Source organism: Mesorhizobium sp. M0571, assembly GCF_040320985.1.
In the GTDB taxonomy this organism is placed as follows: domain Bacteria; phylum Pseudomonadota; class Alphaproteobacteria; order Rhizobiales; family Rhizobiaceae; genus Mesorhizobium.
Genome location: NZ_JAMYQT010000001.1, coordinates 74966 through 101586 on the forward strand (window position 1 = coordinate 74966; position 26621 = coordinate 101586).

General features: G+C 62.6%; 28 protein-coding genes. 14 read left to right on the plus strand and 14 right to left on the minus strand.

Annotated elements, in window-relative coordinates:
• The first annotated feature begins 282 nt into the window (after positions 1–282).
• Positions 283–708, plus strand: coding sequence for a hypothetical protein (locus NKI85_RS00390; RefSeq protein WP_352775122.1), 426 nt, complete (start codon positions 283–285; stop codon positions 706–708).
• Between the two features lie 90 nt (positions 709–798).
• On the opposite strand, the gene NKI85_RS00395 is transcribed toward NKI85_RS00390, so the two are convergent.
• From NKI85_RS00395 to NKI85_RS00420, 6 genes are all read right to left on the minus strand, one after another.
• Entirely contained in the window at positions 799–1209 is a 411-nt protein-coding gene (locus NKI85_RS00395) for a nuclear transport factor 2 family protein (RefSeq protein ID WP_352523003.1), read from the minus strand.
• Positions 1210–1219: 10 nt separating this feature from the next.
• Positions 1220–1864 carry a carbonic anhydrase gene (locus NKI85_RS00400; RefSeq protein ID WP_352523002.1) on the minus strand — a complete coding sequence of 215 codons (645 nt, stop codon included), beginning with the start codon at positions 1862–1864 and terminating at the stop codon, positions 1220–1222.
• Positions 1865–2036: 172 nt separating this feature from the next.
• Positions 2037–2765, minus strand: a complete 729-nt coding sequence (locus NKI85_RS00405) for a CorA family divalent cation transporter (RefSeq protein WP_352775580.1) — start codon at positions 2763–2765, stop codon at positions 2037–2039.
• Positions 2678–3061 carry a hypothetical protein gene (locus NKI85_RS00410; RefSeq protein ID WP_352775126.1) on the minus strand — a complete coding sequence of 128 codons (384 nt, stop codon included), beginning with the start codon at positions 3059–3061 and terminating at the stop codon, positions 2678–2680. The genes NKI85_RS00405 and NKI85_RS00410 overlap by 88 nt, the downstream gene beginning before the upstream one ends.
• Positions 3062–3147: 86 nt before the next feature.
• Positions 3148–4752 (minus strand): inorganic phosphate transporter, encoded by a 1605-nt coding sequence (locus NKI85_RS00415; protein ID WP_352775128.1) that lies wholly within the window; start codon positions 4750–4752, stop codon positions 3148–3150.
• Between the two features lie 164 nt (positions 4753–4916).
• Positions 4917–5453, minus strand: coding sequence for a TetR/AcrR family transcriptional regulator (locus tag NKI85_RS00420; RefSeq protein ID WP_352775131.1), 537 nt, complete (start codon positions 5451–5453; stop codon positions 4917–4919).
• Between the two features lie 150 nt (positions 5454–5603).
• On the opposite strand from NKI85_RS00420, the gene NKI85_RS00425 reads away from it, so the two are divergent.
• Complete coding sequence (locus NKI85_RS00425; protein ID WP_502896000.1) at positions 5604–6860, plus strand: efflux RND transporter periplasmic adaptor subunit; 1257 nt, start codon at positions 5604–5606, stop codon at positions 6858–6860.
• Positions 6860–9946, plus strand: a complete 3087-nt coding sequence (locus NKI85_RS00430; RefSeq protein ID WP_352775134.1) for an efflux RND transporter permease subunit — start codon at positions 6860–6862, stop codon at positions 9944–9946. Before NKI85_RS00425 ends, NKI85_RS00430 begins: the two co-directional genes overlap by 1 nt.
• 73 nt (positions 9947–10019) lie before the next feature.
• On the opposite strand, the gene NKI85_RS00435 is transcribed toward NKI85_RS00430, so the two are convergent.
• Positions 10020–10484: a L,D-transpeptidase gene (locus tag NKI85_RS00435; protein WP_352775137.1), complete on the minus strand. Its 465-nt coding sequence runs from the start codon at positions 10482–10484 to the stop codon at positions 10020–10022.
• 620 nt (positions 10485–11104) lie between these two features.
• Here NKI85_RS00435 and NKI85_RS00440 point away from each other — a divergent pair.
• Complete coding sequence (locus NKI85_RS00440; RefSeq protein WP_352522996.1) at positions 11105–11272, plus strand: hypothetical protein; 168 nt, start codon at positions 11105–11107, stop codon at positions 11270–11272.
• A gap of 81 nt (positions 11273–11353) precedes the next feature.
• On the opposite strand, the gene NKI85_RS00445 is transcribed toward NKI85_RS00440, so the two are convergent.
• Positions 11354–12040, minus strand: a complete 687-nt coding sequence (locus NKI85_RS00445; RefSeq protein WP_352775140.1) for a winged helix-turn-helix domain-containing protein — start codon at positions 12038–12040, stop codon at positions 11354–11356.
• Positions 12041–12086: 46 nt separating this feature from the next.
• On the opposite strand from NKI85_RS00445, the gene NKI85_RS00450 reads away from it, so the two are divergent.
• Complete coding sequence (locus tag NKI85_RS00450) at positions 12087–12866, plus strand: response regulator (protein WP_352775586.1); 780 nt, start codon at positions 12087–12089, stop codon at positions 12864–12866.
• A gap of 46 nt (positions 12867–12912) precedes the next feature.
• Positions 12913–14988 carry a PAS domain S-box protein gene (locus NKI85_RS00455; RefSeq protein WP_352775143.1) on the plus strand — a complete coding sequence of 692 codons (2076 nt, stop codon included), beginning with the start codon at positions 12913–12915 and terminating at the stop codon, positions 14986–14988.
• Positions 14989–15080: 92 nt separating this feature from the next.
• Here the strand turns inward: NKI85_RS00455 and NKI85_RS00460 are convergent, their stop codons facing one another.
• The gene (locus NKI85_RS00460; protein WP_352522994.1) at positions 15081–15485 is read right to left on the minus strand and encodes a hypothetical protein; all 405 of its coding nucleotides are present in this window, start codon (positions 15483–15485) and stop codon (positions 15081–15083) included.
• Between the two features lie 419 nt (positions 15486–15904).
• On the opposite strand from NKI85_RS00460, the gene NKI85_RS00465 reads away from it, so the two are divergent.
• Positions 15905–17107 (plus strand): aromatic ring-hydroxylating oxygenase subunit alpha, encoded by a 1203-nt coding sequence (locus NKI85_RS00465; protein ID WP_352522993.1) that lies wholly within the window; start codon positions 15905–15907, stop codon positions 17105–17107.
• Between the two features lie 31 nt (positions 17108–17138).
• Here NKI85_RS00465 and NKI85_RS00470 read toward each other — a convergent pair whose 3' ends face one another.
• Genes NKI85_RS00470 through NKI85_RS00480 form a run of 3 tightly spaced genes read right to left on the minus strand, consistent with a single transcriptional unit; the run spans position 17139 to position 19098 of the window.
• On the minus strand, positions 17139–17906 hold the full coding sequence (locus NKI85_RS00470; protein WP_352775589.1) for a DUF429 domain-containing protein: 768 nt from the start codon (positions 17904–17906) through the stop codon (positions 17139–17141).
• Between the two features lie 47 nt (positions 17907–17953).
• The gene (pdxY, locus tag NKI85_RS00475) at positions 17954–18838 is read right to left on the minus strand and encodes a pyridoxal kinase PdxY (protein WP_352522992.1); all 885 of its coding nucleotides are present in this window, start codon (positions 18836–18838) and stop codon (positions 17954–17956) included.
• 8 nt (positions 18839–18846) lie between these two features.
• The gene (locus tag NKI85_RS00480) at positions 18847–19098 is read right to left on the minus strand and encodes a hypothetical protein (RefSeq protein WP_352522991.1); all 252 of its coding nucleotides are present in this window, start codon (positions 19096–19098) and stop codon (positions 18847–18849) included.
• A gap of 163 nt (positions 19099–19261) precedes the next feature.
• Between NKI85_RS00480 and NKI85_RS00485 the strand changes: the two genes are divergently transcribed.
• The 6 genes from NKI85_RS00485 (at position 19262) to ppa (ending at position 23724) form a co-directional block, all read left to right on the plus strand.
• Complete coding sequence (locus NKI85_RS00485) at positions 19262–19900, plus strand: LemA family protein (protein WP_352523070.1); 639 nt, start codon at positions 19262–19264, stop codon at positions 19898–19900.
• A gap of 218 nt (positions 19901–20118) precedes the next feature.
• Positions 20119–20910, plus strand: coding sequence for a TPM domain-containing protein (locus NKI85_RS00490; protein WP_352523069.1), 792 nt, complete (start codon positions 20119–20121; stop codon positions 20908–20910).
• Positions 20911–20962: 52 nt separating this feature from the next.
• Complete coding sequence (locus NKI85_RS00495; RefSeq protein ID WP_352775592.1) at positions 20963–21805, plus strand: TPM domain-containing protein; 843 nt, start codon at positions 20963–20965, stop codon at positions 21803–21805.
• A gap of 10 nt (positions 21806–21815) precedes the next feature.
• Entirely contained in the window at positions 21816–22454 is a 639-nt protein-coding gene (locus tag NKI85_RS00500; RefSeq protein WP_352775148.1) for a TPM domain-containing protein, read from the plus strand.
• 117 nt (positions 22455–22571) lie between these two features.
• The gene (locus NKI85_RS00505) at positions 22572–23078 is read left to right on the plus strand and encodes a GNAT family N-acetyltransferase (protein ID WP_352522989.1); all 507 of its coding nucleotides are present in this window, start codon (positions 22572–22574) and stop codon (positions 23076–23078) included.
• A 115-nt stretch (positions 23079–23193) separates the two neighbouring features.
• Positions 23194–23724 carry an inorganic diphosphatase gene (gene ppa / locus NKI85_RS00510; protein ID WP_352522988.1) on the plus strand — a complete coding sequence of 177 codons (531 nt, stop codon included), beginning with the start codon at positions 23194–23196 and terminating at the stop codon, positions 23722–23724.
• A 17-nt stretch (positions 23725–23741) separates the two neighbouring features.
• On the opposite strand, the gene NKI85_RS00515 is transcribed toward ppa, so the two are convergent.
• Together NKI85_RS00515 and NKI85_RS00520 are read right to left on the minus strand one after the other, a co-directional pair.
• A complete protein-coding gene (locus tag NKI85_RS00515) occupies positions 23742–24332 on the minus strand; it encodes a hypothetical protein (protein WP_352775151.1) in 591 nt (196 codons plus the stop codon).
• A 146-nt stretch (positions 24333–24478) separates the two neighbouring features.
• Positions 24479–25084: a TetR/AcrR family transcriptional regulator gene (locus NKI85_RS00520; protein ID WP_352775154.1), complete on the minus strand. Its 606-nt coding sequence runs from the start codon at positions 25082–25084 to the stop codon at positions 24479–24481.
• Positions 25085–25166: 82 nt separating this feature from the next.
• On the opposite strand from NKI85_RS00520, the gene NKI85_RS00525 reads away from it, so the two are divergent.
• Positions 25167–26450 (plus strand): MFS transporter, encoded by a 1284-nt coding sequence (locus NKI85_RS00525; RefSeq protein WP_352775156.1) that lies wholly within the window; start codon positions 25167–25169, stop codon positions 26448–26450.
• Positions 26451–26621 lie beyond the last annotated feature (171 nt).

Genomic DNA, 26621 nt, shown 5'->3' on the forward strand with positions numbered 1-26621 from the left:
GGCGGGAGGAGGTGGATCGTCACCGATGTAAGGCGCCGGCCGGTTCCATGCAACAGCGCCCGGTTAGCGCTGAAAGCGTGCGCACATGGTGCCGTGAGTTATCATTCGAGCCGAATTCTATGCCCACCAAGATTATTATCTTGTAGCCTGCATTTTCCCTTGACTGAGGCTTCCACTCGTATGCGACCCTGAGGATGCCCACTCACGCGCCGTGCAGCAAAAGGTGCACTGTTCACCGGAATTCCTGGAATCCGACCTGACACCCGATCCAAGGGAACCTTAATGAGAGTAGAATTCCATGGCCTCACCTTCGACCTGCCTGCCGGATGGGTAGACATAGCCGGCGATCTTCCTGAGGGATCGCCACCTACCTTAGCCAAAGAAACGGACGGCTGCGGCGCGATTCAGTTCTCAATTGCGAAGTATCGTAGCGGGGAAAAACCAAACGCAGATGCTGATGTTCTGAGAACATTTATGATTCAGTTTTGTCATAATAGTTCTATAGATGTAAGACATATCACGCAACATGAGTCTGAAGGCATAATCTCTGTTGGTGTATTGTCAGAAACCACCGACCAATTGTTATCTGCATGGTATATGTCAAACGGAATTGATTTTGTATTTATGACATATCTATGTCTTGGTGATGCATATTATCTAGAAGAATTGGACGTTGCTAGAGCAATCGTGTCGTCTATATCGTTTTAGGTAAGAATTACGGTGACAGTGCACTTTTTAGACGCGAAATAACACCGGCAATTCCAGCGCCCGTCCTCAATAACCTGGACGAAAATTTCGTCAGTAACCGTCGCAATTTTCGGCGATCGCGGCTTGCGAACTGGCGGTGATTTGGTCGTTGGCGACTGCAAAGGTCTCCTGCATCAGCATGTCGTTGCTGGGAAAATCATAGCAGGCGATCACAGTGGTGACGCCGCCCTCGGATTTCTCGATCCGGTGGCGGATTTCGGCCCCGGCGACGGCGCCTTGCCACTCAGCGATCGAGGCGATGAATTCCTGCTTGCTTTGCACGACGCCGAGGTCGTCGAGCTTGATGCGCACGTTATCGGCAAGCAGGTCCGACAATTCGGTGCGGTCGGCGACCAGCAGTGCCGAATACCAGCGGTCGATGATCGCGCTATCGTCGGCGCGGGCGACATTTGCTGAGCACAGCAGTGCCGCCGCCGCGAACGCGAACCGAGCTCGCACCATGCCTAGTCTCCTACTCCGTCTCCGGCCGCTCGAAATCGCCGGTGTCCTTGTTCATCACCCAAAGCTCGCCGGTCGAAATATCGAACCAGGCACCGTGCAGCGACAGCCGCCCCTTGCCTTCGAGGATCGAAACACAAGGGAAGGTGCGCAGATTGGCTATGGAATAGCGGATCGAGATGCGCTCCAGCGCCGTCTGGCGCTCGGTCGCGGTCATGAAGGTGCTGGACGATACGGTCTCGGCCGCCGGCGCGATCAGGCTCATCCATTTGCCGATGAAATCGCCCGGCGACAAGGGTGCCGCCGTGGTGTCGAGTGCCGCGCGGATGCCGCCGCAGCGGCCGTGGCCCATCACCACGATGTTCTTGACCTTGAGGCTCTGCACGGCAAATTCGAGCGCCGCCGATGTCGAGTGGAACTGATCGTCGGGCGCATAGGGCGGCACCAGATTGCCGACATTGCGCAGCACGAACAGCTCGCCGGGCCCGGCATCGAAGATCGCTTCGGGCGCGGCCCGGGAATCGCAGCAGGCGACGATCATCGTTTCCGGTGCCTGGCCCTCCCGCGCCAGCGAGCGATAACGCCCGCTTTCGGTGAGATAGCGGCCGCTCATGAAACTGCGGTAGCCGGCGAGAAGATGGTCGGGAAGATGGGGCATGGGCGGCGTCTGGAGCCTTTCCGGATTAGAGGCGGCAGCTCGGTTCAATCTCATAGGCTCTAGCGCATCAGTCCGAAAATCGGAAACCGATTTTCGGAAAGCGCGATGCGTGGTTTCAACGTGTCAGCCTGTACTTTGCATGCAATCGAACGAACGCCACTGTTAATCGGGCTCAGAACCGCAGATTGGCGCCGGCGCGCAGCAAAAGCCAGTAGAACAGGCCGGTCGCACCGACTGCGAGGAGCATCGCCAGGATGAAGCCGCTGGGAGCCTCGGAGAATGGCAGCCCACCAGTGTTCATGCCGAATATGCCGACGATCAGCGTGCCCGGCAGAAGCAGCGCACTCATCACTGCCAGCGCCTTCAGGCTGCGATTGGATTCGTCGGCGAGCTCGGCTGCAAGCTCCTCCTGCAGCAGCCTTGCCCGGTCGTTGATCATGACGACCTCGCGGTCGAGCCGCTCCAGGCGGACGGCAAGCCGGCGCAAAACGGCATGTGCGCCGGCGGAGAGGTTCCAGGCGGAGCGGTCCTCGTCCTGGAAAAGCGCTGCCAAGGCCGAGATCGGCCGATGCAGGGACACGGCAAGCCGGCGCACATCCTTTAGTTGCCGCCTTTCATCGGCAAGCCGCTCGGTCACGAGATGGTCCTCGACCGCATCGAGCCGCTTCGTCGCCGCGGCGAGCCGCAGGCTGGCGGTTTTGCAAAAGGCCATGACCAGCGTCTCGAACAGCTCGAATGCTGTGGCCGGCCGCAGCCCTGCGGCAAGCGCGGTGTGCACTTCCTCCACCGCCGCCAGCGGATGGCGCCGGCCGGTTACCAGCAGCCGCTCCGAGACCGCAAAATGCAATCTGCCGATCGTCGTCGACTGATGGGCGATCTCGCCATGCAGGTCGGCCGAAATGCCGTGGACGACGCCGTTCTCATGGCCAGCACCAGGCTGTCCTCGTGCCCTTCGAGGATTGCATGAGCCGACGCCGGCAGCGCGCAGGCATGGCTGACCCAGGAATGGGCGCGCCGGTCGACAAGGTCGACATGCAGCCAGACCCAGCCGTCCGGTGATGCCAGTGCGGCCTCTATGTCTCTGGGCGCCAGCGGTTCGGGAGCTTTGCCGGGAGCGGCATGATAAGCCCAGACCAACCCGGGAGCATGATGCTGGTCGTCCGCGGCAAGCAATGTCAGATGCGATGCGTCATTCATGGCCGCCGCCGAAACAAAGCGCGTTCAGGTGATCCGGGAGGCGCCGGAGCCGGCGCCGCGACATTCTGGTCAAGCCCTGTCCCCGCTCAGAACACCTGGCGGAAGATGGCGAACAACACGAAGGCAAGACAGATGGAGACCGGAAGGGTCAGTATCCAGGCCATCAGCATGTTGCGCACCGTCGCCCATTGCAGGCCCGAGCCGTTCGCCGCCATGGTGCCGGCAACGCCCGAGGACAGGACATGGGTGGTCGAGACCGGCAGGCCGAGACAGTCGGCCGATGCGATCGTCGCCATGGCGACAAGCTCGGCGGACGCACCCTGACCGTAGGTCAGATGGCTTTTGCCGATCTTCTCGCCGACAGTGACGACGATGCGCTTCCAGCCGACCATCGTGCCGAGGCCGAGCGCCAGCGCGATGGCGACCTTGACCCAGAGCGGGATGAACTTCGTCGCGTTGTCGACCGCCTTGTGATAGATCGTCACCGCCTTCAGGTCGTCTGCCTCCATCGGCAACAGCTTCTTCTTGTCGATCAGCTTCAGCGCTTCACCGATAAGATAGATGTTGTTGCGGGCGTTGCTGACCAGAGTTGTCGGCAGCTTTTCCACGGACGGATAGGGCGACAACATGGCGCTGGTGTCGTGGATGAAGCTCTGCAGGGCAGGCGTGGTCTCGTCCTTCCAGGTCTTGGTACGGACGGCGTCGCCGACCGCTGTGGCAGCGTCGGTCACGGCGACGCCGGGCTTGACGTATTTGCCGAGCACGGTCTCGACCTCAGTCGCCGCCGACTTATAGGCTTCGAGATAGTTGATATCGGGCGTGCGGTTCAGCGCGAAGGCGGTCGGCACTACGCCGATCAGGATGAGCATGATGAGGCCCATGCCCTTTTGCCCGTCATTGGAGCCGTGGGCAAAGCTGACGCCGGTGCAGGTGAAGATAAGCAACGCCCGGATCCACAGCGGCGGCGGGGCGCTCGACTTAGGCGCTTCGTAGAGCTCGCGGTTCCTGACCAGCAGCTTCATCACCAGAAGCAGCAGCGCAGCCAGGCCGAACCCGACCAGCGGTGAGATCAGAAGCGACAGGCCGACATTGGACGCCTGCGACCAGTCGATGCCGCTGGTGATGGAGCCGGCCGGAGCCGTAAACTGATTGGCAAGTCCGACGCCGATGATCGAGCCGATCAGTGTGTGCGAGCTTGAGGCAGGCAGGCCGAGATACCAGGTGCCGAGGTTCCACATGATCGCCGCGACCAGCAGCGCGAAGACCATGGCCAGTCCCGAGCTCGATCCGACCTGAAGGATCAGCTCGACCGGCAGCAGCGAAATGATGCCGAAGGCGACCGCCCCGCTGGCGGTGAGCACGCCGAGGAAGTTGAAGAAGCCGGACCACATCACCGCAAGCTCGGCCGGCATGGAATGCGTGTAGATCACCGTTGCCACCGCATTGGCGGTGTCGTGAAAACCGTTGACGAATTCGAAGCCGAGCGCGATCAGCAGCGCCAGGCCAAGCAGGATCCACGGCACCGCGACGGTGCTGGTCAGGTCCTGGCTGAGTGCGTAGCCGACATAGGCAAGGCCGCCCAGGACGATGACGGCAAAGGCCGGCAGAAACCATTTGCCGGTGCTGTTCGGCCGGTCGAGCGGATGCTCCGGCCTTGGAATTCCTGCTTCGCTTGAAACAATATCGACCATACCCCACTCCTCGTGCATTGCAGCAAAGAATGGGAGGACGCTATGTCCGCACAATGAAGCCTGTGTGACGGCAGGGCAGGTTGAGGTGACGCAAACGGGGCAATCGAAGCAAACTGACGTCCCGACAGTCGGAGCAACTGAACCCCGGCGAAGGCAACCCTCGCCTATCCCGCGATCTCCAGCAGGGACGATATCAGCAGCCGGCGCTCATCGGCGGAGAGAATATCCGAACCGAACAGGTTCATGCTGCGAAGCCCTTCGATGGCGAGATAGCAGACCAGCAGCGCCTTGAGGTCCGGCGTCTCGCCCTTCAGCCGCTCGAAAACCTGCCGCCTGAACGATTTTATCGGCGTCAGGAAATCAGGATCTTCGGCGATCGCCGAAAAGATCCAGGAGGCCGACGGTTTCGACTCCTCGGCACGATCGGCCGAAAGCCTGACATAGGCTGCAAGCGGGCTTTCGCCGCTGACGCCGCTCGTGCGAGCGGACTCCAGCGCCTGTTGGAACTCGCGCAGGTAGTCCTCGACCAGCGCCTGCATCAGCTTCGCCTTGGTCGGAAAATTGTAGAGGAGGCCGCCTTTCGACACGCCGGCACGGCTGGCGACCGCATCCAGCGACAGGCTGCCAGGACCCGTCTCGCGCGCCACGTCGGCGGCGGCGGCGAGAATTTTCTCGCGCGAATTTGCTCTGCGGACCTTCATCATTCGTTCCCCATTCATTAGCTTAGGCGGAATTGACAAGACCGTCCAGACGGTACAGTAAGATCGCCGTCATTTGAAATTGGGACCAGTCACAGGTATGTGTTCCGGTCATCCGACCGTTATGCTGGGCCGTGGCCGAGGGGACTGTTCGTGATCAAGCGCTTCATCATCGCCTTCATTCTGCTCGTGCTGGTCTGCGGCGGCATCGTCGGCTTCAACCTGTTTCGCGACAATGCGATCAAACAGTTTTTCGCCACCATGAAGCCGCCGGCCGCGACCGTGTCGACGGTCATCGTCAAACCGATGTCCTGGACGCCTGGCATCGAGGCGATCGGTACGGTCAGTGCCGTACGCGGCGTCGACCTGACGGTCGAAACTGCGGGCATCGTCAAGGACATCCTTTTCCATGCCAATCAGAAGGTCGCCGCCAACGCCGTGCTGCTGCAGCTCGACGATGCCGTCGAGCGAGCCGACCTCGTGGCGTCAAAGGCGCAAGCCACATCCGACCAGACGACGCTGACGCGCGCTCTTGAGCTGCAGAAGCGCGGCGTCGGCACCGACGCTACACTCGACACGGCGCAGGCAGCGGCGTCGGTCTCCGCCGCGCAGGTAAACAAGCTGCAAGCGGTGCTCGATCAAAAGCAGCTAACGGCTCCTTTCAAGGGCACCGTGGGTATTCCGAAAATCGACCTTGGCCAGTATCTCACACCTGGTACCGCCGTGGTGACCTTGCAGGACATGGATACGATGCGTGTCGATTTTACGGTTCCGGAGCAGCAGCTTCCGCAGCTGAAGATCGGACAGACGGTGCGGCTGGGCATTGGCGGCGGCGACATGCCGTTCGCCGGCAGCATTCGCGGTATCGATCCGAAGATCGATCCGACGAGCCGGCTGGTGACGGTGAGGGCGGAGGTCGCCAATCCGGAAGGCAAGCTGACGCCCGGCCAGTTCGTCCAGGTGCGCGTCGAACTGCCCGAGGACAAGAACGTGCTGGCGCTGCCGCAGACCGCCCTGACCTCAAGCCTGTACGGTGACTTCGTCTTCGTGGTGCGCCCGGCCAAATCCGCCGAAACCAACGGCGCGGCTCCCGAGGCAAAGCCGGAAGAAAAGCCCGCCGCAGATGCTGCCAAGCCCGCTGCCGAAGCGCCCGCGGCAAAACCCGAAGAAAAGCCGGCTGCTACCCCGGCCAAACCGACAGCGGAAGAACAGAAGCCGCAGCTCGTGCTCGCTCAGGTGTTCGTCAAGCCAGGCCGCCGCAACGCCGGCCTGGTCGAGATACTGCAAGGCATCGCGCCAGGCGACGAAGTCGTTACCGCCGGCCAGAACCGGCTCTCGAACGGCATGTCCGTTGCCGTCGACAACACGATCGACCCGACCAAGCCGGCAAACCAGCAGGCAGCCCAGTAATGAGCTTTTCCGACCTCTTCATCCGCCGCCCGGTCCTTTCGACCGTGCTCGCTATGATGATCCTGCTTCTTGGTTTCCAGGGCATCTTCAACCTTTCGATCCGGCAATATCCAGAAGTTGAAGAAACGGCCATCACGATCACCACGGCCTATCCCGGCGCCAGCGCCGACCTGATCCAGGGGTTCATTTCCGCTCCGATCGCGCGTGCCGTCGCCTCGACCGAAAACATCGATTATGTCACGTCGGCGAGCCGGCCGTCATCCAGCACCGTGACGGTGCAGATGAAACTCGGTTCCGACCCCGACGTCGCGCTGAACGAAGTCCTGTCGAAGGTACAAGGCGTGCGCGGCGACCTGCCGGACGACGCCAAAGACCCGGTGATCATCAAGGGCACCGGCCAGCAGTTCGCGATGATGTACATCTCGATGCAGAACCCGAACATGACGCCGGAACAGCTCACCGAATATATCGAGCGCGTCGTGCGGCCACGCATGTCTACGGTCGAAGGTGTCGCCGACGTGCAGATATTCGGCGCCGCCGAATATTCGATGCGCGTCTGGATCGACCCGATCAAGCTGGCGGCGCGCGGCGTGACGGCGGCGGAAGTGCTGACCGCCATCAACGCATCGAATTTCCTCTCCGCGCCCGGCGATACCGAAAACGAGTATGTGGCTTCCTCGATCACCGTGCGCTCGACGCTGCAGACGCCGGAGGCTTTCGCCGCCCTTCCGCTCCGTTCGAAGGACGGCAATGTGGTGAGATTGCGCGACGTGGCGCGCGTCGAGCTCGCCGCGGCGAACACCGACACCAGGGTGAGCTTCAACGGCAAGCCCGGCATCTTTCTCGCCATTTTCCCGACGCCGGCCGCTAATCCGCTGACCACTGCGGCGGCAATCCACAAGATCGTGCCGACCATCCAGGAGACGCTGCCGCTCGGTATGACGATAGAGATCGTCTACGATTCAACCGAGCAGATCAGTGCGTCGATCGAGGAGGTGTTCAAGACCATCGGCGAGGCGGTCGCCATCGTCATCGTCGTCATCCTGCTCTTCCTCGGCTCGTTCCGCTCGGTGCTGATGCCGATCGTGACCATTCCGCTGTCGCTGATCGGCGTCTGTTTCCTGCTGTTTTCGGTGGGCTATTCGATCAACCTGTTGTCGTTGCTGGCCATGGTGCTGGCGATCGGGCTCGTCGTCGACGACGCCATCGTGGTGGTGGAAAATATCCACCGCCACATGGAGGAAGATGGTTTGTCGCCGATGCAGGCGGCCTTCAACGGCATGCGCGAGATCTCGTCCGCCGTCGTCGCCATGACGATTACACTGGCCGCCGTGTTCGCGCCGCTGGCCTTCACCGGCGGCCTGACCGGCGCATTGTTTCGCGAATTCGCGGTGACGCTTGCCGGCTCTGTGGTGCTGTCGGGTGTCGTCGCCCTCACCATCACACCGATGATGTCGGCACGTATCTTGACGGCCGGCTCGCACAGCCGCTTCCAGCGCGTTGTCGACAATACGTTCGGGCGCGTCGAACACATCTATGAGCGGCTCGTCACCGGCTCGTTGAAATATCGCCCGGTGACGCTGATGATCGTCCTGGCGCTGGTCGCCACGACCGGTTTCATGTTCACCAAGACCTCGAGCGAGCTGGCGCCGGAAGAAGACCAGGGGTTCTTGCTTTCGCTGGTGACCGCGCCGCGCTATGCGACGTCGGACTATACGGAGACCTACGTCAATCAGATACTCGGCCTGGTCAAGGATCTGCCTGAGACGCGGGCACAGTTCTCGGCGGTCGCCTTCGGCGGCGGCCAGACGAACAGCGCCTTCGTCGGCTTTGCGTTCAAGGACTGGGCCGACCGCGCGCGCAGCTCGAAGGAAATCCAGCAAGACATCACGGGCCGCCTCAGCAAGGTGGCCGGCGTCGAAGCTTTCGTTTTCGCACCGCCGACGCTGCCCGGCTCCGGCGGTGGCCTGCCGATCACCATGGTCGTGCGCTCGACCGGCGACGCCTCCCAGGTGTACGAGGCGGCCGAAGACATAAAGAACAAGGCGCAGGCCTCCGGCCGCTTTATCGTCGTGCAGAATTCGATGACATTCGACGCGCCGCAAGTGACGGTGACGATCGACCGCGATCGCGCCGCCGCGCTCAACCTGCCGATCGCCGACATCGGCCGAACGCTGACGCTTTTGGTCGGTGGCGCCGAAGTGGCGCAATTCGACCGCGAATCCAACAGCTACGACATCATTCCGCAGGTGCCGCAGCAATTCCGCGACAACCCTGAAAAGCTGGGCGAGTATTTTGTGCGTAGCGTGTCGGGCGAGATGGTGCCGCTTTCGGCGGTGGTGAAGATCTCGACCAACGCGTCGCCGGCCGCCATCGAGCAGTTCAACCAGCTCAACTCCGCGACGATCTCTGCCTTGCCGCGGCCCGGCATCACTACCGGGGATGGGCTACAGGCGATCGAGGACATTGCCAAGCAAAGCCTGCCCGACACCTTCTTCATCGACTATACCGGTCAATCGCGGCAGGAGAAGGAACAGGGCTACACGATCATCATCGCTTTCGCGGCGGCGGTGCTGGTCATCTATCTGGTGCTGGCGGCGCAGTTCGAAAGCTTCCGCGACCCGCTGATCATCATGATGGCGGTGCCGCTGTCGATCTTCGGCGCGATCGTGCCGCTTAATGTCGGGCTCGGCACGCTCAACATCTACACGCAGGTCGGCTTGATCACGCTGATCGGCCTGATCACCAAGCATGGCATCCTTCTGGTCGAGTTCGCCAACCAGCAGCGTGAAATGCACGGCATGCGGCGGCGCGACGCGATCATCGCCTCGGCCAAGGTGCGGCTGCGGCCGATCCTGATGACGACGGCGGCGATGGCGCTTGGCGTGGTGCCGCTGATCATCTCCAGCGGCGCCGGTGCCGCGGCACGCTATTCGATGGGCTTGGTGATCTTCACCGGCATCCTGGTCGGAACCATGTTCACGCTGTTCGTGGTGCCGATGTTCTACACCTTCATCGCCAGCAAAGACCTGCCGCATCACGCCGAAAAGCCGGATCCGAAGCTGATGCCGGTGATGCCCGATTAGATTGTACTAATATTATGCTAATAAGGAAGGCCGGATTTCCGGCCTTTTTTGGGAGCGACGAGAGAAGCATCGCTCACTTGACGATGACGATGCTGGTGTTGGTCGGGCCGAAGACCTCGACGAGCTGGTAGAAATCGGCGGCATTGTCCGGATGCAGACGCACGCAGCCATGCGAGGCCGGCTGGCCGAGGCGCTTGATGGCGCTTGTCGCATGTACGGCGTAGCCGCCGCTGAAGAACACCGAATGCGGCATCGGGGCGTTGTCGTATTTCTTCGAATACCACATTTCATGCATGCGGGTCGGCTTGAACGAACCGGTGGGCGTGACGTGCGTCCTGTCGCCGGTCGAGCCTTTCCAGGCGAATGTCGGCCGGCCGTCGACCAGTATTTCCATTGTCTGCTGCGACAGCGACACACGCGCAACGATCTTGTTGGCGGCGGCGTGGGCTGCGCCGCTGCCGGCCCCGAAAAGCAAGGCAGCACCGGTGATGATTGCGGCGGTGACGTTGATGAGCTTGGCGGAAATGGCAGTGTACATGATGTCTCCCCTATTCTGCCGGCCGGGGCCGGCTCCAATTCGATAACCGGCTTATCGGGGCGTCATGTTTCGCGCCGATTTCGCTAGATGCGCGTTTCTGTTTCGATTGTGTTTCCTCTGGCTAACAAAAAGAGTCCGCGCAAAGCGGCTTCCAGTCGCGCGATACAATTAGGACGGTGCAATGTTTGCAAAAAGGGATCGGCTTTTCACAAGGAGATCGGCCGAGCCGCGGCACGAATACGCGGTTGCCTTTCGTTTGAGAGGAATTCACCTGACTCCGAAACCGAGCTGCAACAAAGCGCGGCCTCGGCGGCATGATCCGGATACAGCACACGGGCAAAGTTGACCTAACGAAAACAGCCGGCACCGAACGATCGGAAGCCAACACTGTTTTCGCTACGGTCTAAATTGGTCTGGATAGTTTCCAGCCTGCGCATCGACCGGCTCAAGGCCCTCTGGCGGGGGCGGCTTCGGGCTGTTGAGGATGCGCGGCGCCTCCGGCAACTTGCTGCCGAGAGGACCGAAGGCCCGCGCCGCAACGGGGGGCTCCGCTGGCGGCGCGGGCGCTTCGGGGGTTCCCCTGAAGCGCCCGCAAATCCCAATTTTGAGGAACGAACAGGATGAAAACGAAATTCGCCGCTTCCGTGCTTTCTGCCCTGCTCTACGTGCAGGGCCTGCTCGGCATTGCCGGCCTCGCCACCGTGCTGCTGAAGGAACGTGCCCATGCCGGCGAGTTCAGCACGAACAGTGAAATGCCGTCAGGCCCGTCGCTTCTCGTGGTGCGCTGAGGAAAGAGCATCGGACCCCAAAAGTGGAAACCGGTTTTGGGAAAATCCGATGCTCAAAACAAAAGGGTGGCTGTCCTGCATTCAATCGGCGAATTGCGTCGGCGGATCGAACCGGTAACCCGCACCCCGTATGGTGGTGATGGTTTCGGTATCGAGCTTGCGGCGCAGCCGCACGATGCGCGAATCGATCGACCGGTCGAAGGCTTCGGCATTTTCGGCGGGCGCGGCGGCGATGATGTCGTCGCGCGTCAGCACCTTGCGCGGGCTGGCCAGGAACAGCCTGAGCAGCGCCACCTGCCCGGGCGAAAGCTGTTCTTCCGTGCCCGAGCGGTGCATGACGATGGCCGATCGAAGATCGACGGTCGCGTTCTCCAGCACGATCAATTCTCCGGCGCTCCTGCCGCGCCGCGCCAGAAGGCCGCCGACGCGGGCGGCGAGCTCCCTGACATTGAGCGGGCTTTCGACGACGTCGGCGGCGCCGAGCTCGAGCGCCAGCACCTTGTCGACCAGATCGGCCGGGCGGCAGATCAGGATGAAATCCGGTCCACCTTCGCCGCCATGGCGCCTGAGCAGGTCGCGCCCCTCCGCCTGGCTGACGCTGTCGCCGACAACCACGACATCGATGCCCTTTTCCGAAAGCAGCGATTCGGCTTCCCACGGCCGTCGCGCCGCGCGGACGTCATGACCGCGTCGCTTGAGATGATCGGCGAGATCGGTCGCAATTACTTCAGCGACGGAAACAAGCGCGATGACGGATCGTGCAGCCATGTTTTTCTACCCCGCATACGGCAACCCAAGAAGAGTGCTGGACATCATGTTTATACCCAATCTACTTTCCGCTGAAAGCGGGAGCGAAAGCATCGTGCGGGCACGAATTGTCATTGTCGAGGACGAGCCCGACCTGAGGGACGCGGTCGCCGAGTATCTCGGCGCCAGCGGCTATGATGTGGCCACGGCCGAAAGTGCGGCGGCGGCGCGAGACCTTTTGGAAACGCAGTCCTTCCATCTGGCCATTCTCGACATCGCCATGCCGGGCGAGGACGGCTTGTCGCTCGGCCGCTGGATGCGGTCGAAAATGCCGATCGGCATTATCTATGCGACCGCCGCCGGTACCGCGCTCGACCGCATCGTGGGACTGGAGCTCGGCGCCGACGACTACATCGTCAAGCCCTACGAATTGCGCGAAGTGCTGGCCAGGGTGCGCAGCGTGCTGCGCCGCGTTCCGGAGCCGACCGAGCCACAAAAGGCCAAGGCCGAAACATCCGGCGGACGCCGGTCCGTGAGCTTCGGACCCTTTCACGCCGATCTCGACGGCAGGCTCGTCACCGGTGCCAACGGCGCGGTCATCAACATGGCCAAGAGCGAGTTCGACGTGCTGGAGGTGTTCCTGACGCGCGCCAACCGGCTGTTGACGCGGGCGGCGATCTCCGAGGCGATCGGTTTCGTCGAGGACCCGGAATCGTCCCGCGCCGTCGACATCCGCATCATGCGGCTGAGAAAGAAGATCGAAGCGGACCCGGCCAATCCGAAATTCCTGCGCACGGTGCGCGGCGAAGGCTATATCTTCTCGCTGCCGGCCGGCGAAAATAACTAAGGCCCGGCGGCTTGAGCAAGCCACGGCCAGGAAATGACGGCTGACCATGACCGCTGAAACAGCACGGGCGGAAATACAGGGCGCGGCGATGGCGGCCGTGCATGTGGTTCGCCGGCTGCGCCAAGCCGGCGACTGGCAGCACGAGATGGAGGGTATCCTCCAAACGCTCTGCGAAGCCATGGATTGTCACCGTGGCATCCTGTTTCGCCTGCGCGAGCTGCCCGGCCAGGGCTTCGCCCAGTCGGTCGCCGCTTATTGGATCGCCCCCCGGTTTGGCGGCGAACTGGCGTCACCTACGGTGATCATGCAGTCGGTCGTCGATTCGGACCCGTTGCTGGAACAGCTGGCGGAAGACGAACGCCAAGGCAAGATCTTCGCCGGGCACACACGCGATCTCGAAGGCTTTCTGCGGACCGATTTCGAAAAGCAGAATATCAAGTCGTTCCTGTCGGTGTCGGTCTTTTCGCACGGTAACCTGTGGGGCACGCTGGCGGTCAACGACTGCGTCAACGAACGCGAATGGACGGATGAGGAAGAGGCGGCGCTGCACATCGTGGCACTCGCCATCGGCGATGCCATCGAACGGTCGCCCTCCGACGCGCATGCCAGCGAAGTCATTCGCCGCACCATGCTGCAGGCCTCGCTCGACGCCATCATCGTCATCGACGAGACCGGCTCGATTATCGAATTCAATCCGGCTGCCGAGAAGATGTTCGGCTATCAGCGCAGCGACATCCTCGGCAAGGACCTGCTCGATACGGTCGTGCCGGAATATTACCGCAAGGGCTATGCGTCGGGCGCCGAATACATGTCGGGCCGCGGCGCGCCGATGGTCGGCCAACGGCTCGAAACGGTCACCCAGAACGCCGCCGGCGAGGTTTTTCCGATCGAACTGACGGCAACCGAGATGCGGGTCGCGGATCGCCATCTGATCTTCGGCTCCATCCGCGACCTGCGCGACAGATTGCGCGCCGAGGAGGAAATCAACCGCCAGCGCGAAAAACTGCACCAGAACGAGAAGATGGCGGCGATGGGCTCGCTGCTTGCCGGCGTTTCGCACGAGCTCAACAACCCGCTGGCCGTGGTCGTCGCCCAGTCGACGCTGCTGCATGAATTCGCCGCCGATCCGCAGACCAAGGTGCGCGCCGAAAAGGTGCGCGCCGCTGCCGAGCGCTGCGGCCGTATCGTCAAAAGCTTCCTGTCGATGGTCCGCCTGCACCCGACGGCACAGGCCGAGACCGACCTCAATCAGGTGATCCGCGCGGCACTCGAAGTGACCGCCTATGGCGCGCGATCAAGCGGCATCATCATCGATACCGATTTCGCCGGCGGCCCGCTGCTGGCCATGGCGGATGCCGACCACGTGACGCAGGTGGCAGCCAACTTCCTCATCAACAGCCAGCACGCCTTGGCCGGCATTGCCGGCGATCGGCGGATCAAGGTCCGGACGTTTCGCAGCGACCGCGGCAACCCCGGATTCTCGGTCGAGGACAACGGGCCGGGCGTGCCGGAAGCGATACGCTCACGCATATTCGAATCCTATTTCACCACCAAGCCGGTCGGCGTCGGCACCGGCATCGGCCTGTCGATCTCCAAATCGATCATCGAGCGGCACAATGGCAATATCTGGTTCGAGGAGGTTTTGCCGAGGGGCGCGCGTTTTGTCGTGCAGCTGCCGGCGATCTCCGCCGGCGCGGCCGCCGCCGGCGACAGTCCGTCGCGGTCGAGCGGCTTGCGTCACGCGCTGATCATAGACGATGAGCCGGATGTCGCGGCGTCGCTCTCCGACATCCTGGAGCTGATGGGCATCAAGTCGCGGATCGTGCCGGCCTGGGTCTCGGCCGCCGCGACCCTGAGCGGCCACATACAGCCTGACATCGTGTTTTCCGATTTGCGCATGCCCGGCACCAGCGGCATAGCCGCCTATCGCGAGCTGCTTGCCGAAATGCCGGATCTGGCGCGGCGCTTCGTGCTGGTCACCGGCGACCTGATCGGCGCGAAAGGCGAGATCGAGGCGCTGCCGGCGCCGCAGCGGCCGCAAATCCTGGAAAAACCGTTCAGCACGCTGGACGTGCGCGGCGTGCTTTCGGCCATTGCCGAGCAGGCGGCTTCGGGCGGCTAGACTCTCAGAGAGACAAAAAGGAAGAAAAAAGGCTCCCGGCCGACATTGCGGCGGGAGCCTGACTGGAGTGCTGGAGGGCGCTCGCGAAAAGATCAAAAAACGTTCGGCGTGTCGGCCAGCGGGGCTGCATTGGCGATCATACGGACCGGCCGGGCCCTGCCTGACTGGGCAGCGATGGCGCGCAGGCAGTCCAGGCTCTCGGCGCCCCAGGCCTGACCCTTGCAGGCAAAATCGATGTCCGGGATCGGCAGGCGCGCCGTCTTGGTCGTGGTCGTCGCGCCGTCGATGAGGTTGGCCGGCGGGTTCAGCGAGGCGAAGGCCGGACCGACCGTCGGCGTGAACGCCATGCCGGCAAATGCGGTGGCGGCCAGCAGCATGAACATCGCCATCGGATGATCACTGGCGCGCTGGCGCAGCGCCAGCTTCGGGCGCCGGTCGTTGCGCTGCGGGCCCTGCAGGCGATGGTCGTTATCGGTGATCTGGGTTTTCGTATGCATCGTCGGTTCCTTCGGTGTTCTTCTTTTCCCTGTTGAAACGAACTTAATCGCACCTTGTAACGGGCCAACGATGATGGATTAACGATTGTGTAACCGGCATGAAACCAGGCCCGCGGCCATTCCGGGGCAAACTGATCATGGTAGCTGGCCGCACCGGTGGCATTCAGCGCTCGTTTCCCGCTATCCACGGCACCGGATTCACGTCGCCTTTCCAGGTCCACGGAGGGCCGGGCGCTCAACAAGCGTAAGGGGATTAACGTCCGGATTTCCCGGGATTTTCCCAGCCTCGACCATTCGGGTTCGGCTCACACATACCGCGCGATTTCACGTCAGGAATTCGCCTTATTTTCGCAAGCCATTGCATTTCAATGGAAAATCTTTATTTATTGAACGAGTATTCAATAAATAACGAGTCTTTTATGAACCCGCATCTGCGCGACGTGGCAATCCCCAACGATTGGGATCGGCGGGGGCTGCCGGGCTGGAGTTATCATTCCGACGCCTTGCTCGAACTCGAGAAAGAGCACGTCTTCCGCAACCACTGGCAGATTGCTGGCCATGTCTCGGACGTGCCGAACGCCGGCGACTATCTGACGATGGATGTGGTTGGCGAGCGGGCGCTGATCGTGCGCGGCAAGGATGGCGTGGTGCGTGCCTTCAACAATATGTGCCGCCACCGCGGCAGTCGCGTCGTCGCCGACAGCCAGGGCACTTGCAAGAATGCGCTGGTCTGCCCTTTCCATGGCTGGGTCTACAATCTCGACGGCACGCTGCGCGGTGCTGCCCGCCCGCGTTCCTTCCCGGACCTCGACAAGACCGAATTCGGCCTGATGCCGCTCGAGCTCGAAATCTGGATGGGCTTCATCTTCATCCGTTTCCGCAAGGGTGGCCCTCAGCCATCCGTGGCCGAGCTGTTGAAGCCGATCGAAGCCGAGATTGCCCATTACGGTGTGGCCGAGATGGTGCCGTCCTGGGGCATCTGGACCCAAAAGACGCCGGTCAACTGGAAGTCGGTGCGCGACGTCGACAATGAAGGCTACCACGTCGCCATGGCGCATCCGGCGCTGCAGGATCTTTACGGCGCGACCTATTTCGACGAGCCGTTCGTCAACGGCGTGTCGCGCTCGTTTGCCACCTACAACCCGCATGCCGGACGGCGCTGGAGCGTCGCGCAATACATCAAGCTCGCACCCGAGGCGAAGCACTTGCCGGAGCACCTGCGCAAGGCCTGGATCTACTATGGCATCTTCCCGAACAACGCGCTGTCGATCATGCCCGAATCGGTGCAGTTCTATCAGGAGTTCCCGCTGTCGACGGGTGAGACGCTGCTGCGCGGCGCCATCTACCGCTATCGCGACGAGACCAGGGAGCAGGCGGCTGCCCGCTACCTATCCTACCGCATCGACCGCGACACGCTGGCCGAGGATGTGCAGCTTTCGATATGGTCTAACGAATCCATGCTGTCCGAAGCCTTTGGGGGTTTTTACCTTTCCGATCTCGAATATGGCGTGCGCACCCACCACGACCATTTGCGCAAGCAAATTCCCGTGCTCGGATTGGAGACCGCGCCCGAGGAGAAGGATATGTGGGCGCTCAACGAGGCGCTCAGATCACGCTCCTGACGCATGTCGCCCAAAACGTTGGCCGTGATTCTCAGGCCCAGATGGCGACGGGAATGCCGAAACGATCGGCGAGCGGCGGATCCGGAAACGGCATTGCCTCGCCTCTGGCGATGCGGCCGGCAATCAGCATCATCGCCGCGGCATCGAGGAAATCGTCGGCGGCTGCACCGCGCGGCGGCGGCCGGTCGAGAAAATCCTGGCCATAACCATGCCCGACAAGCAGCGCCTTGCGTTCGGTCATGCCGGCTGGATTGACGCTGCCCCTAATCTTCTTCGGCAAGCGCATCGCCCGGTCGCCGTTCAGCCTGCAGAAGGCGACTTCCGGATGCGATTCGAAGACGCGGCTGCGCAATTCGGGCCGGCCGATCAGCAGCGAATCGATCTCGCGGATCTTGGCGAAGATGCCGAAGGCCTGGATCGAGACGCCACGCGGCGGATCGGAGGTTGTCTTGGCCACCTCGCTGGCCTTGCGATGTGCGGCGTACCAGGCTTCGACCGTGGTGAAGGCTTCCATCTCGGCGTAGAGCGCGGCGCGGGAGGGGATGACAAAGACACTGGACTGCCGGGCACCGAGAAGCGGCCGCACCAGCGCCTCCGGGCCGCGACCGCCTCTTTGCGAGAAATCAGGCAGGCCGATCGGCATATCGACCGCCACGATCGCATTGGCGGGTAGCTGGTCGAGCAACGCTGCGAAACTTGGGAAAACGGCTGCCGATGGTACGGCACCGGGATCGCGACGGACGGCTATCCAGCCGGCCTTGCAACCGTCGACCCCGATAAGCGCAACATCCTTGGGCATAACATTCTGGGGCGCATCATCCTGGGGCACGGCGTCTTCGGCCAGCGTCACGCCCGGCGGTCCCGTCCCGGATGCAGGAGATGGCGAAGCTGCACCATCGCCATCGGGTGCGACAGGCTCTGGGCATCGGTCTCGAGCTGCAATTCGTCGCCGCCGCGCTTGGCGGTGCGCGCCAGAATCTCGTAGACAGCCGCCGTGGTCGATTGCAGCGCCTTGGCGGCCGGCTGGCCGGACAGGATGCGCGCTAGGTAGACGGCCGCCGTCAGGTCGCCGAGCCCATTCGGCGGCTTCTCGATCAGGCGGTGTTCGGCAAGCAGCGCCTCTCTGCCGTTGAGCAGCAAATTGCCGATGCCGCCGGCCATCATCGCCGGTGCCGAAGTGACCAGCATGGTCGGTGGCCCGGCTTGCAGGGCTGCAGCCATTGCCGATTTCAGGTCAGGCAGCGGCGCTCCGGCCATCCATTCCAGCTCGTAGCGGTTGGGCGTGGCGATATCGGCGATCGGCATCAGCCGGTCGCGCATGGCGATAGCGGTCGGCTCCGGTACGTAGAGCCCGCCCGAATCGCCCATCACGGGGTCGCAGATATAGAGGGCGTCCGGCGTCTTCGCCTTGACCGCACCGACCAGCGAAGCGACGGCTTCGGCCTGGCCAGCCTCGCCGAGATAGCCGGACAGCACGGCGCCGACCTCGCCAAGCCATGGCGCGCGCTCGAGGTCGGCCATCAGCGCCTCGAACTGGTCCAGCGGCGGCACGATGCGGGTCGCCCGGCCATGGCCCGGATGCCAGGGCAGGATGACGGTCGGCACCGCCCAAACCGGAAACCCCAGCGTCTCCAGCGCAAAGACGGCAGCGCGGTTGCCGACCGAGCCGCGGGCGACATGGCTGGAGACGACGATGACCGCGCGCGGCGCGTCGGTTTTTTCGGCGCTCATTGATTTTCCTAGCTGCCCCTGGTGACGAAAAGCACGAGCCAGATCAACAGGCCGATGGCAATAAGCAAGCCCGCCGCCCGACCAATACGGGTGCCCCAATATTCGATCGGATCCGACCGGTCGGTATCGGTTGCGGTGACGTGGTCTCGCGCGCCCCTGACGGTACGCGCGAGGAACGAGGTGCCGCCCGGGTCGGTCTCGCGCGCCACCCGTTCGATGATGCGGCGCGATTCGCTGTCGTTGTCGTGGCGTTGCGCCATGGTGCTGTCCCGTTTCATGCCGAGCTTAACCCGTTCGCCCCGTCTGTCACAGGGCCTGACGGCGAATGGTAGACAACCAGTAACGCTTCTCGGCCGAAGTCATTTTCTTACCCAAGGATTGTGGTAATGCTTCGCCTGCCAACGCTATCGAGGGGACCTTATGATGCTTGCCCAGCGCCTTTCTTCACCGCCCGCTTTCCGTAATTTAGCAGCGTTCCTGGTGATGGCCGGTATGCTGCCGCTGCTTGCCGGCTGCGGCTACAACACCATCCCGACGGCTGAGGAGAACGCCAAGGCCGCATGGAGCGAGGTGTTGAATCAATACCAGCGCCGCGCCGATCTCATCCCCAATCTGGTCAACACGGTCAAGGGCTACGCCGCGCACGAGAAGGATACGCTCGATGCCGTGGTGGAGGCGCGCGCCAAGGCGACGCAGGTGACCGTGACGCCGGAAACGCTGAACAATCCGGAAGCGTTCAAAAAATTCCAAGACAGCCAGGCCGGCCTGACCAGCGCGCTGTCGCGGCTGCTGGCGGTGGTGGAGAACTATCCCGATCTCAAAGCCAATCAGAACTTTCTGGCGCTGCAGGCACAACTCGAAGGCACCGAGAACCGCATCGCAGTTGCTCGCCGCGACTACATCCAGGCGGTGAGGGAGTACAATCTGACGCTGAGGACCTTCCCATCGGTGATCTGGGCGACCTTGTGGTTCCGCGGCAACCAGCCGTTTGCGAATTTCACCATCGAGGAAGACAAGATGCAGACGCCGAAGGTCGATTTCGGCACGCAGCAGGGCGGGTGAAGAACGCATAACGAGCCTGGTCCCTGCTGGCCTTGCACTCCGTCGCGCCCCCCTCTGTCCTGTCGGACATCTCCCCCACAAGGGGGGAGATTGGCAGTTCTTGCGAAGGCGGCCAATCACCACCTTTGAGAGTTGGCGAAAGCGGTCGTAACGGGCGATCTCCCCCCTCGTGGGGGAGATGTCCGGCAGGACAGAGGGGGGCGCGACGGAGTGCCAGCCTGGCATTTCTACTCGCCATTTTAAGCCTCCTCTTCCTCCCACTCAGCGCGTTGGCCGCCGAATTGCCGGCGCTGACCGGACGGGTCGTCGACAATGCCGGCATCATCGATGCCGCGACCAAGGCGGCGCTGACGCAGAAGCTTGCCGATTTCGAGGCAAAAGGTTCGGACCAAATCGTCGTCGCAACCATTCCCAGCCTCGACGGCGAGGAGATCGAGCCCTACGCCAACCGGCTGTTCCGCGCCTGGAAACTCGGCCAGGCGAAAGAGAACAACGGCGTCCTGCTTCTGGTGGCACCGAACGACCGCAAGATGCGCATCGAGGTCGGCTATGGGCTGGAAGGCACGCTGACCGACCTGCACACCAAGCTGATCATCGAAAACGACATGGTGCCGGCCTTCCGTGCCGGCGATTTCTCCGGCGGCATCAGCAAGGCCGTCGATGACATGATCATGGTGCTGGAAGGCAATCCCGAAGAGCTGGAGGCGCGCGGCGAACGCAACCAGCAGCCGCCGTTCAACAGCGACGATCTGTTCTTCACCATCTTCATCGGCATCTGGGCAATCATCTTTTTCGGCGGCCTCGCTGCCTCCATCCTGCCGCCGATCTTCGGACAGAAGATCGGTCCCGGCCGCTATCGTTGGCTCGGCATGACCTTCGAACCCAGCCGGCGGTCTTCCGGCGGCTGGTCGGGCGGCTCCGGCGGGGGATGGTCGTCGGGTTCAAGTGGTGGCGGGTTTTCCGGTGGCGGCGGTTCGTCCGGTGGCGGCGGCTCCTCGGGAAGCTGGTGACGAAATGACAAGACACGCCGTCAGCCTGAAGAGACCCGGCTGCTCCATCAGAATGATCGGCACTGCGTTGACGGCCATGGCGGTGCTGCTGGTCGGCTTCGCGGCCTTCGCCGCCGAACTGCCGGCGCTGACCGGACAGGTCGTCGACAATGCCGGCATCATCGATGCCGCGACCAAGACGGCGCTGACGCAGAAGCTCGCCGATTTCGAGACCAAAGGTTCGGACCAGATCGTCGTCGCGACCATCCCCAGCCTCGATGGTGAGGAGATCGAGCCCTACGCCAACCGGCTGTTCCGCGCCTGGAAGCTCGGCCAGGCGAAGGAGAACAACGGCGTCCTGCTTCTGGTGGCACCGAACGACCGCAAGATGCGCATCGAGGTCGGCTATGGGCTGGAAGGCACGCTGACCGACCTGCACACCAAGCTGATCATCGAAAACGACATGGTGCCGGCCTTCCGTGCCGGCGATTTCTCGGGCGGCATCAGCAAGGCCGTCGATGACATGATCATGGTGCTGGAAGGCAATCCCGAAGAGCTGGAGGCGCGCGGCGAACGCAATCCGACGAATGACAATCCTGTCGATCCCATCTTCGTGCTGTTCATCGTCCTGTGGGCGACGATGTTCTTCGGCGGCTTGGCAATGGCGTTCCTGCCGCCGATCTTCGGCACGAAACTGTCGCCGGGCGTGTACAAGTGGCTGGGCATGACGTTCCGCTACGGCCGCGGACCAGGCTCGTCATCCTCCGGTGGCAGTGTCTGGACGTCCGGGACCTCGTCCGGCAGTGGCTGGTCGTCGGGAAGTTCCGGCAGCGGTTGGTCGTCTGGAAGTTCCGGCGGCGGGTTTTCAGGCGGCGGCGGTTCGTCCGGCGGCGGCGGTTCTTCAGGAAGCTGGTGAGACATCAATCATGGCAACACGACCGATCAGCCCCGAGGATCACGAGCGCATCGCCGCGGCGATCCGCGTTGCCGAATCAAAGACCGACGGCGAGATCTACTGCGTCGTGGCGCATGCCAGCGACGGCTATTTCTTCCCGGCTGCTTTCATGGCGATGCTCGGCATGCTCGTCGTCAGCCTCGCCGTCGGTTACGGGCTGGAAGCCTGGTGGCTGTCGATCCGCTTGCCGCATTTCGTCATCGCCGAGCTTCTAGCGCTTGCCAGTGTGCTTATCCTGTTGTGGGCATTGCCCGCATTGCGCATCCACCTGGTGCCGAGGCGGCTGCGCTACCAGGCCGCCCACGCCAATGCGATGAAGCAGTTCCTCGCCCGCAACGTCCATCGCACCACGGCGCGCACCGGCGTGCTGGTGTTCGTCTCGATCGCCGAGCGCTATGCCGAGGTGGTCGCCGACAGCGGCATTAATTCTCGTGTCGGCCAGCATGTCTGGGACGGCGTCGTCCGCGACCTTACGGCGCATGCCGGCGACGATCGGCTTGCCGACGGCTTCGTCAAGGCGATCGAAGCGGTCGGTGCGGTACTGGCCGAGCATTTTCCGGTCTCGACCGGCGACAGCAACGAGCTGGACGACCATCTGGTCGAGATTTGATCTCGCTAAATGCGGTTTTGCAGCGTCTCAAGGACGCACCGTTCGGCTGTGCGAAAGCATCGCGGCGGCTGACCGGACTCTTGCAATCGGGCGCTGCGGGTTTATGGTTAACCAATCATGAATACGCTGAGCATCGACATCAGGAAAGCCGAACCGCGCGATGCAGCCGCTATCGCCGACGTGCATCTTGAGGCTTGGCGCGGCGCCTATGCCGGTATTATCCCGCACCGCACGCTGACATCGATGATCAACCGCCGCGGTCCTGACTGGTGGGCGAACGCCATTCGTCGTGCTGCCACCGTCCTGGTCGTCGAAATCGGCGGCAAAATTGCCGGCTATGCGACGATCGGCAAGAACCGCGCCCGCGAACTCAGGCAGCAGGGCGAGATCTACGAGCTTTACCTGCGGCCGGAATATCAAGGCATCGGGCTCGGCAGCCGGCTTTTCTCGGCCGCACGGGCACGGCTGGCCGACCATGGCCTGAAAGGCATGGTGGTGTGGGCGCTGGAAGACAATCAGAACGCACTTGCCTTCTATGCCGGCGCCGGTGGCCGCGATGTTGCCGAGGGCGTCGAGATCTTCGAGCAGAAGGCGCTGAAGAAGGTCGCTTTCGTCTGGGAATGACGGCCAGCGCATGATCCGACCGGTTTCGGTTCGGACGATCTCCCCAGTACCATTCGCCGCATTGCACCATGCGCCGTCGCCCGCTATCGATCTTCAATCGAGAGAGGGATAAACGATGCGTATCGAAGCGATTGCCAGCGGAAAGAACCCGCCCGAGGACGTCAACGTCATTATCGAGGTGCCGATCGGCGGCGAACCGATCAAGTACGAGATGGACAAGGAGGCCGGCACGCTGTTCGTCGACCGCTTCCTGCACACTTCAATGCGCTATCCCGGCAATTACGGTTTCGTGCCGCACACGCTGTCGGGCGACGGCGACCCGATCGATGTGCTGGTCTGCAACACGCGCGCGCTGGTGCCGGGCTGTGTCATCAATGTGCGGCCGATCGGCGTGCTGGTGATGGAGGACAATGCCGGCCAGGACGAGAAGGTTATTGCCGTGCCTTCGCCCAAGCTGACGCTGCGCTACGAGAACGTCACCGAGTACACGCAACTGCCTGATATCACCCGCCAGCAGGTGCAGCACTTTTTCGAGCACTACAAGGATCTCGAACCCGGCAAGTGGGTCAAGATCGAGGGCTGGTACGACGCTGCCTACGCCAAGAAGATGATCGTCGAGGCAATCGAGCGCGCCAAGCGCAAGTAATTACCGGGCGCAAATAATCAGTTGTCGACGCGGCCGAAATCGGGCGCGTTGCCAAGCACCACACGCTTGTCCTTGCCGCAGGCAAATGTCTTCGCCTTCTCGTCGGCAAGCTTGCGCGCCTGATCGTTGGCGGCGGGATTGCCGGTGGCGAGCACGAGAGCGATCGTGCAGCCTTCGTGGGCGTCCGGCTGGGCAACCTTGGCGACGATCAGCACTTCCGTCGACTTGTTCTCGCCCTCGGTATCGCTGATCGAGCGACGATGGATGACTGCGAAAGGAACGGCAGTTTTGCCGTTGGCTTCGATACGCCACTCGACTTTGGGTCCAGCCGAATTGAGGCCGGAAAAGCTTTCCCAGACCGTGGTCATGTCGCTAGGCGGAAAGCCGTAGAACAGCGATTCCCGCGCGTCATCGTAGGAAACCAGCACCGGGTAGCCGCCATAGCCCGAACAGGCGAGGTCGGCCCAGTCGCCGTCGCCTTCTTCCGCCTGCGCATAGGTCACGCAGTCCTTCTCCCAGACGAGATCGGTATAGACGCTGGATATATCGCCGGCCCGGGCTGCTTGGCAGAGACCGGCGAGGACAAGCGGGATCAAAAGAGCGCGCATGGCGGACAACTCCGTTCAGGCTGCCGCAGCGTACCGCATGACCCCGAAAATCGGAAACGATTTTCGGAAAGGATCATGCGTAGAATCAAAGTGTTATAGCGTCCTTTGCGCATCCGAAAGGACGCGCGGCGCTGTAATGTCAAATGCTATTTCTTCAAGCTTGCCTCGATCAGAAGATCGGCGTTGCGGGCCACCGACTGCGCCGGTCCGCCGACACCGAACAGCTGGCCGCTGATATAGGCGCCCTCGATCAGGAGCAGCAGCCCGTCGCCCAGCGTGTCGGCGTCGCCGGCGCCCATCTCTGCCGCCATGGCACGCAGGCGGCGGCGCAATTCCTGCTTGTTGGCCTCGCTCACGACGCGGGCCGGATGGCCATGTTCGGGATATTCGACCGCGGCATTGGTCATGCCGCAGCCGCGATAGTCGGGCCTTTGCGTACGCTTGCCGACACGGGTCAGGAAGGCGACGATCTGCGCGCGGGGATCGCCGGGATGGGCGTTCACAGCCTCATCGAAGCGCTCCCAGAACTCGAGGTCATAGTGCCGGAGATAGGATGCGGCCAACTCATCCTTGGACGGAAAGCTGCGGTAGAGGCTGGGCTTGGTGACGCCGGCACGCCGCACGATCTCGTCGACGCCGATCGCCCTGATACCTTGCCGGTAAAACAGATCGCGCGCCACCCGGAGAATCCTTTCGGCGGCGCGAGGCGGCGGTGCGTCATTCGCTTTGATCGTTGGTTCAATGCTTTTCATGTCTGGTGTGCCGATTACCTGGTTGACAATGTTACCGGTCGGTACGTATGTTTCGCGCTCCTGCAACGTACCGGTCAGTAACATGATAGCTCAATCCCGCCCGTTTGGCCAGCGCTACGCTTTCGTCGTGGTCGCCGTCATCTTCCTCTGCCTGCTGATCGCAGCGGGCCTGCGTTCGGCGCCGGCGGTCATGATGCTGCCGCTGGAGAACAGTTTCGGCTGGCGGCGCGACGTCGTCTCGCTGGCCGCGGCCACCGGCATCTTCCTCTATGGCCTGACCGGGCCGTTTGCCGCGGCGCTGATGGAGCGGATCGGGCTTCGCCGCACCCTGCTTGCCGCGCTGCTTTTAATGTCGGGATCGACCGCGCTCAGCCTGTTGATGACCAAACCCTGGCATCTGCTCCTCACCTGGGGCGTGTTTTCCGGCGTCAGCTCGGGCGCCGTCGCCACCGTGCTCGGCGCGACCATCGTCAACCGCTGGTTCAAGACCAATCGCGGCCTGGTGATGGGACTGATGTCGGCGTCCAGCGCCACCGGGCTGCTGGTGTTCCTGCCGCTGCTCGCCTCGCTCGCCCAGTCGGGCGGCTGGAAGCCGGTCGCCATTGCCATTGCCGTGGCCACCGCCTGCCTGGTGCCGCTGGTCTGGCTGCTGGTGCCGGAGCGCCCGGCCTCGATCGGCATGGTGCGTTACGGTGCCGAGGCCGACGACGTGCCGCCGGTGCCGCCAGCCTCGCAAGGCAATTTCCTCACCCAGACGCTGAGCACGCTGCGCCGCGCCGCCGGCACGCGCGTGTTCTGGTACCTGTTCGCCACCTTCTTCGTTTGCGGTTTCACCACCAACGGGTTGGTCGGCACGCATCTGATCGCCTTTTGCGGCGACATGGGCATCGGCGAAGTGCAGGCCGCAGGCCTGCTGTCGATGATGGGCATCTTCGACCTTATCGGCACGACACTGTCGGGCTGGCTCACCGACCGTTTCGACCCGCGCAAGCTGCTCGGCGTCTATTATGGCATTCGCGGCCTGTCGCTGATCTATCTGCCCTATTCCGGCTTCTCGGCGACCAGCCTGATCATCTTCGCGGTGTTTTACGGACTGGACTGGATCGCCACGGTGCCGCCGACGCTCAGGCTCTCCAACGAGGCGTTCGGCGACCGCAGCGGGCCGATCGTCTTCGGCTGGATCGTCGCCGGCCATCAGGTTGGCGCCGCAACGGCCGCCTTTTTCGGCGGCACCATGCGCGAGCTGCAAGGCAATTACGAGCTTGCCTTCCTGATCGCCGGCATGACGGCAATAGCCGCCGCCTGCATCTCGCTGCTGATCAACACCAGCCGCCCGGCGTTCGACCCGGAACCACAGGCGGCATAGGCGCATTCGTCGCAGGAGAGGTGCCGTCGGGCTAAACTGCCGATCTCCCCCACAAGGAGGGCGATCGGCAGTTCGCCCGTTGTTGGTTGTAACGAAACCTTCATCGTTTCGAAATGTGCATGAAACATTGAGGCTGGACCTTGGCGGCGACATTCAACGCCATCCAGGAGA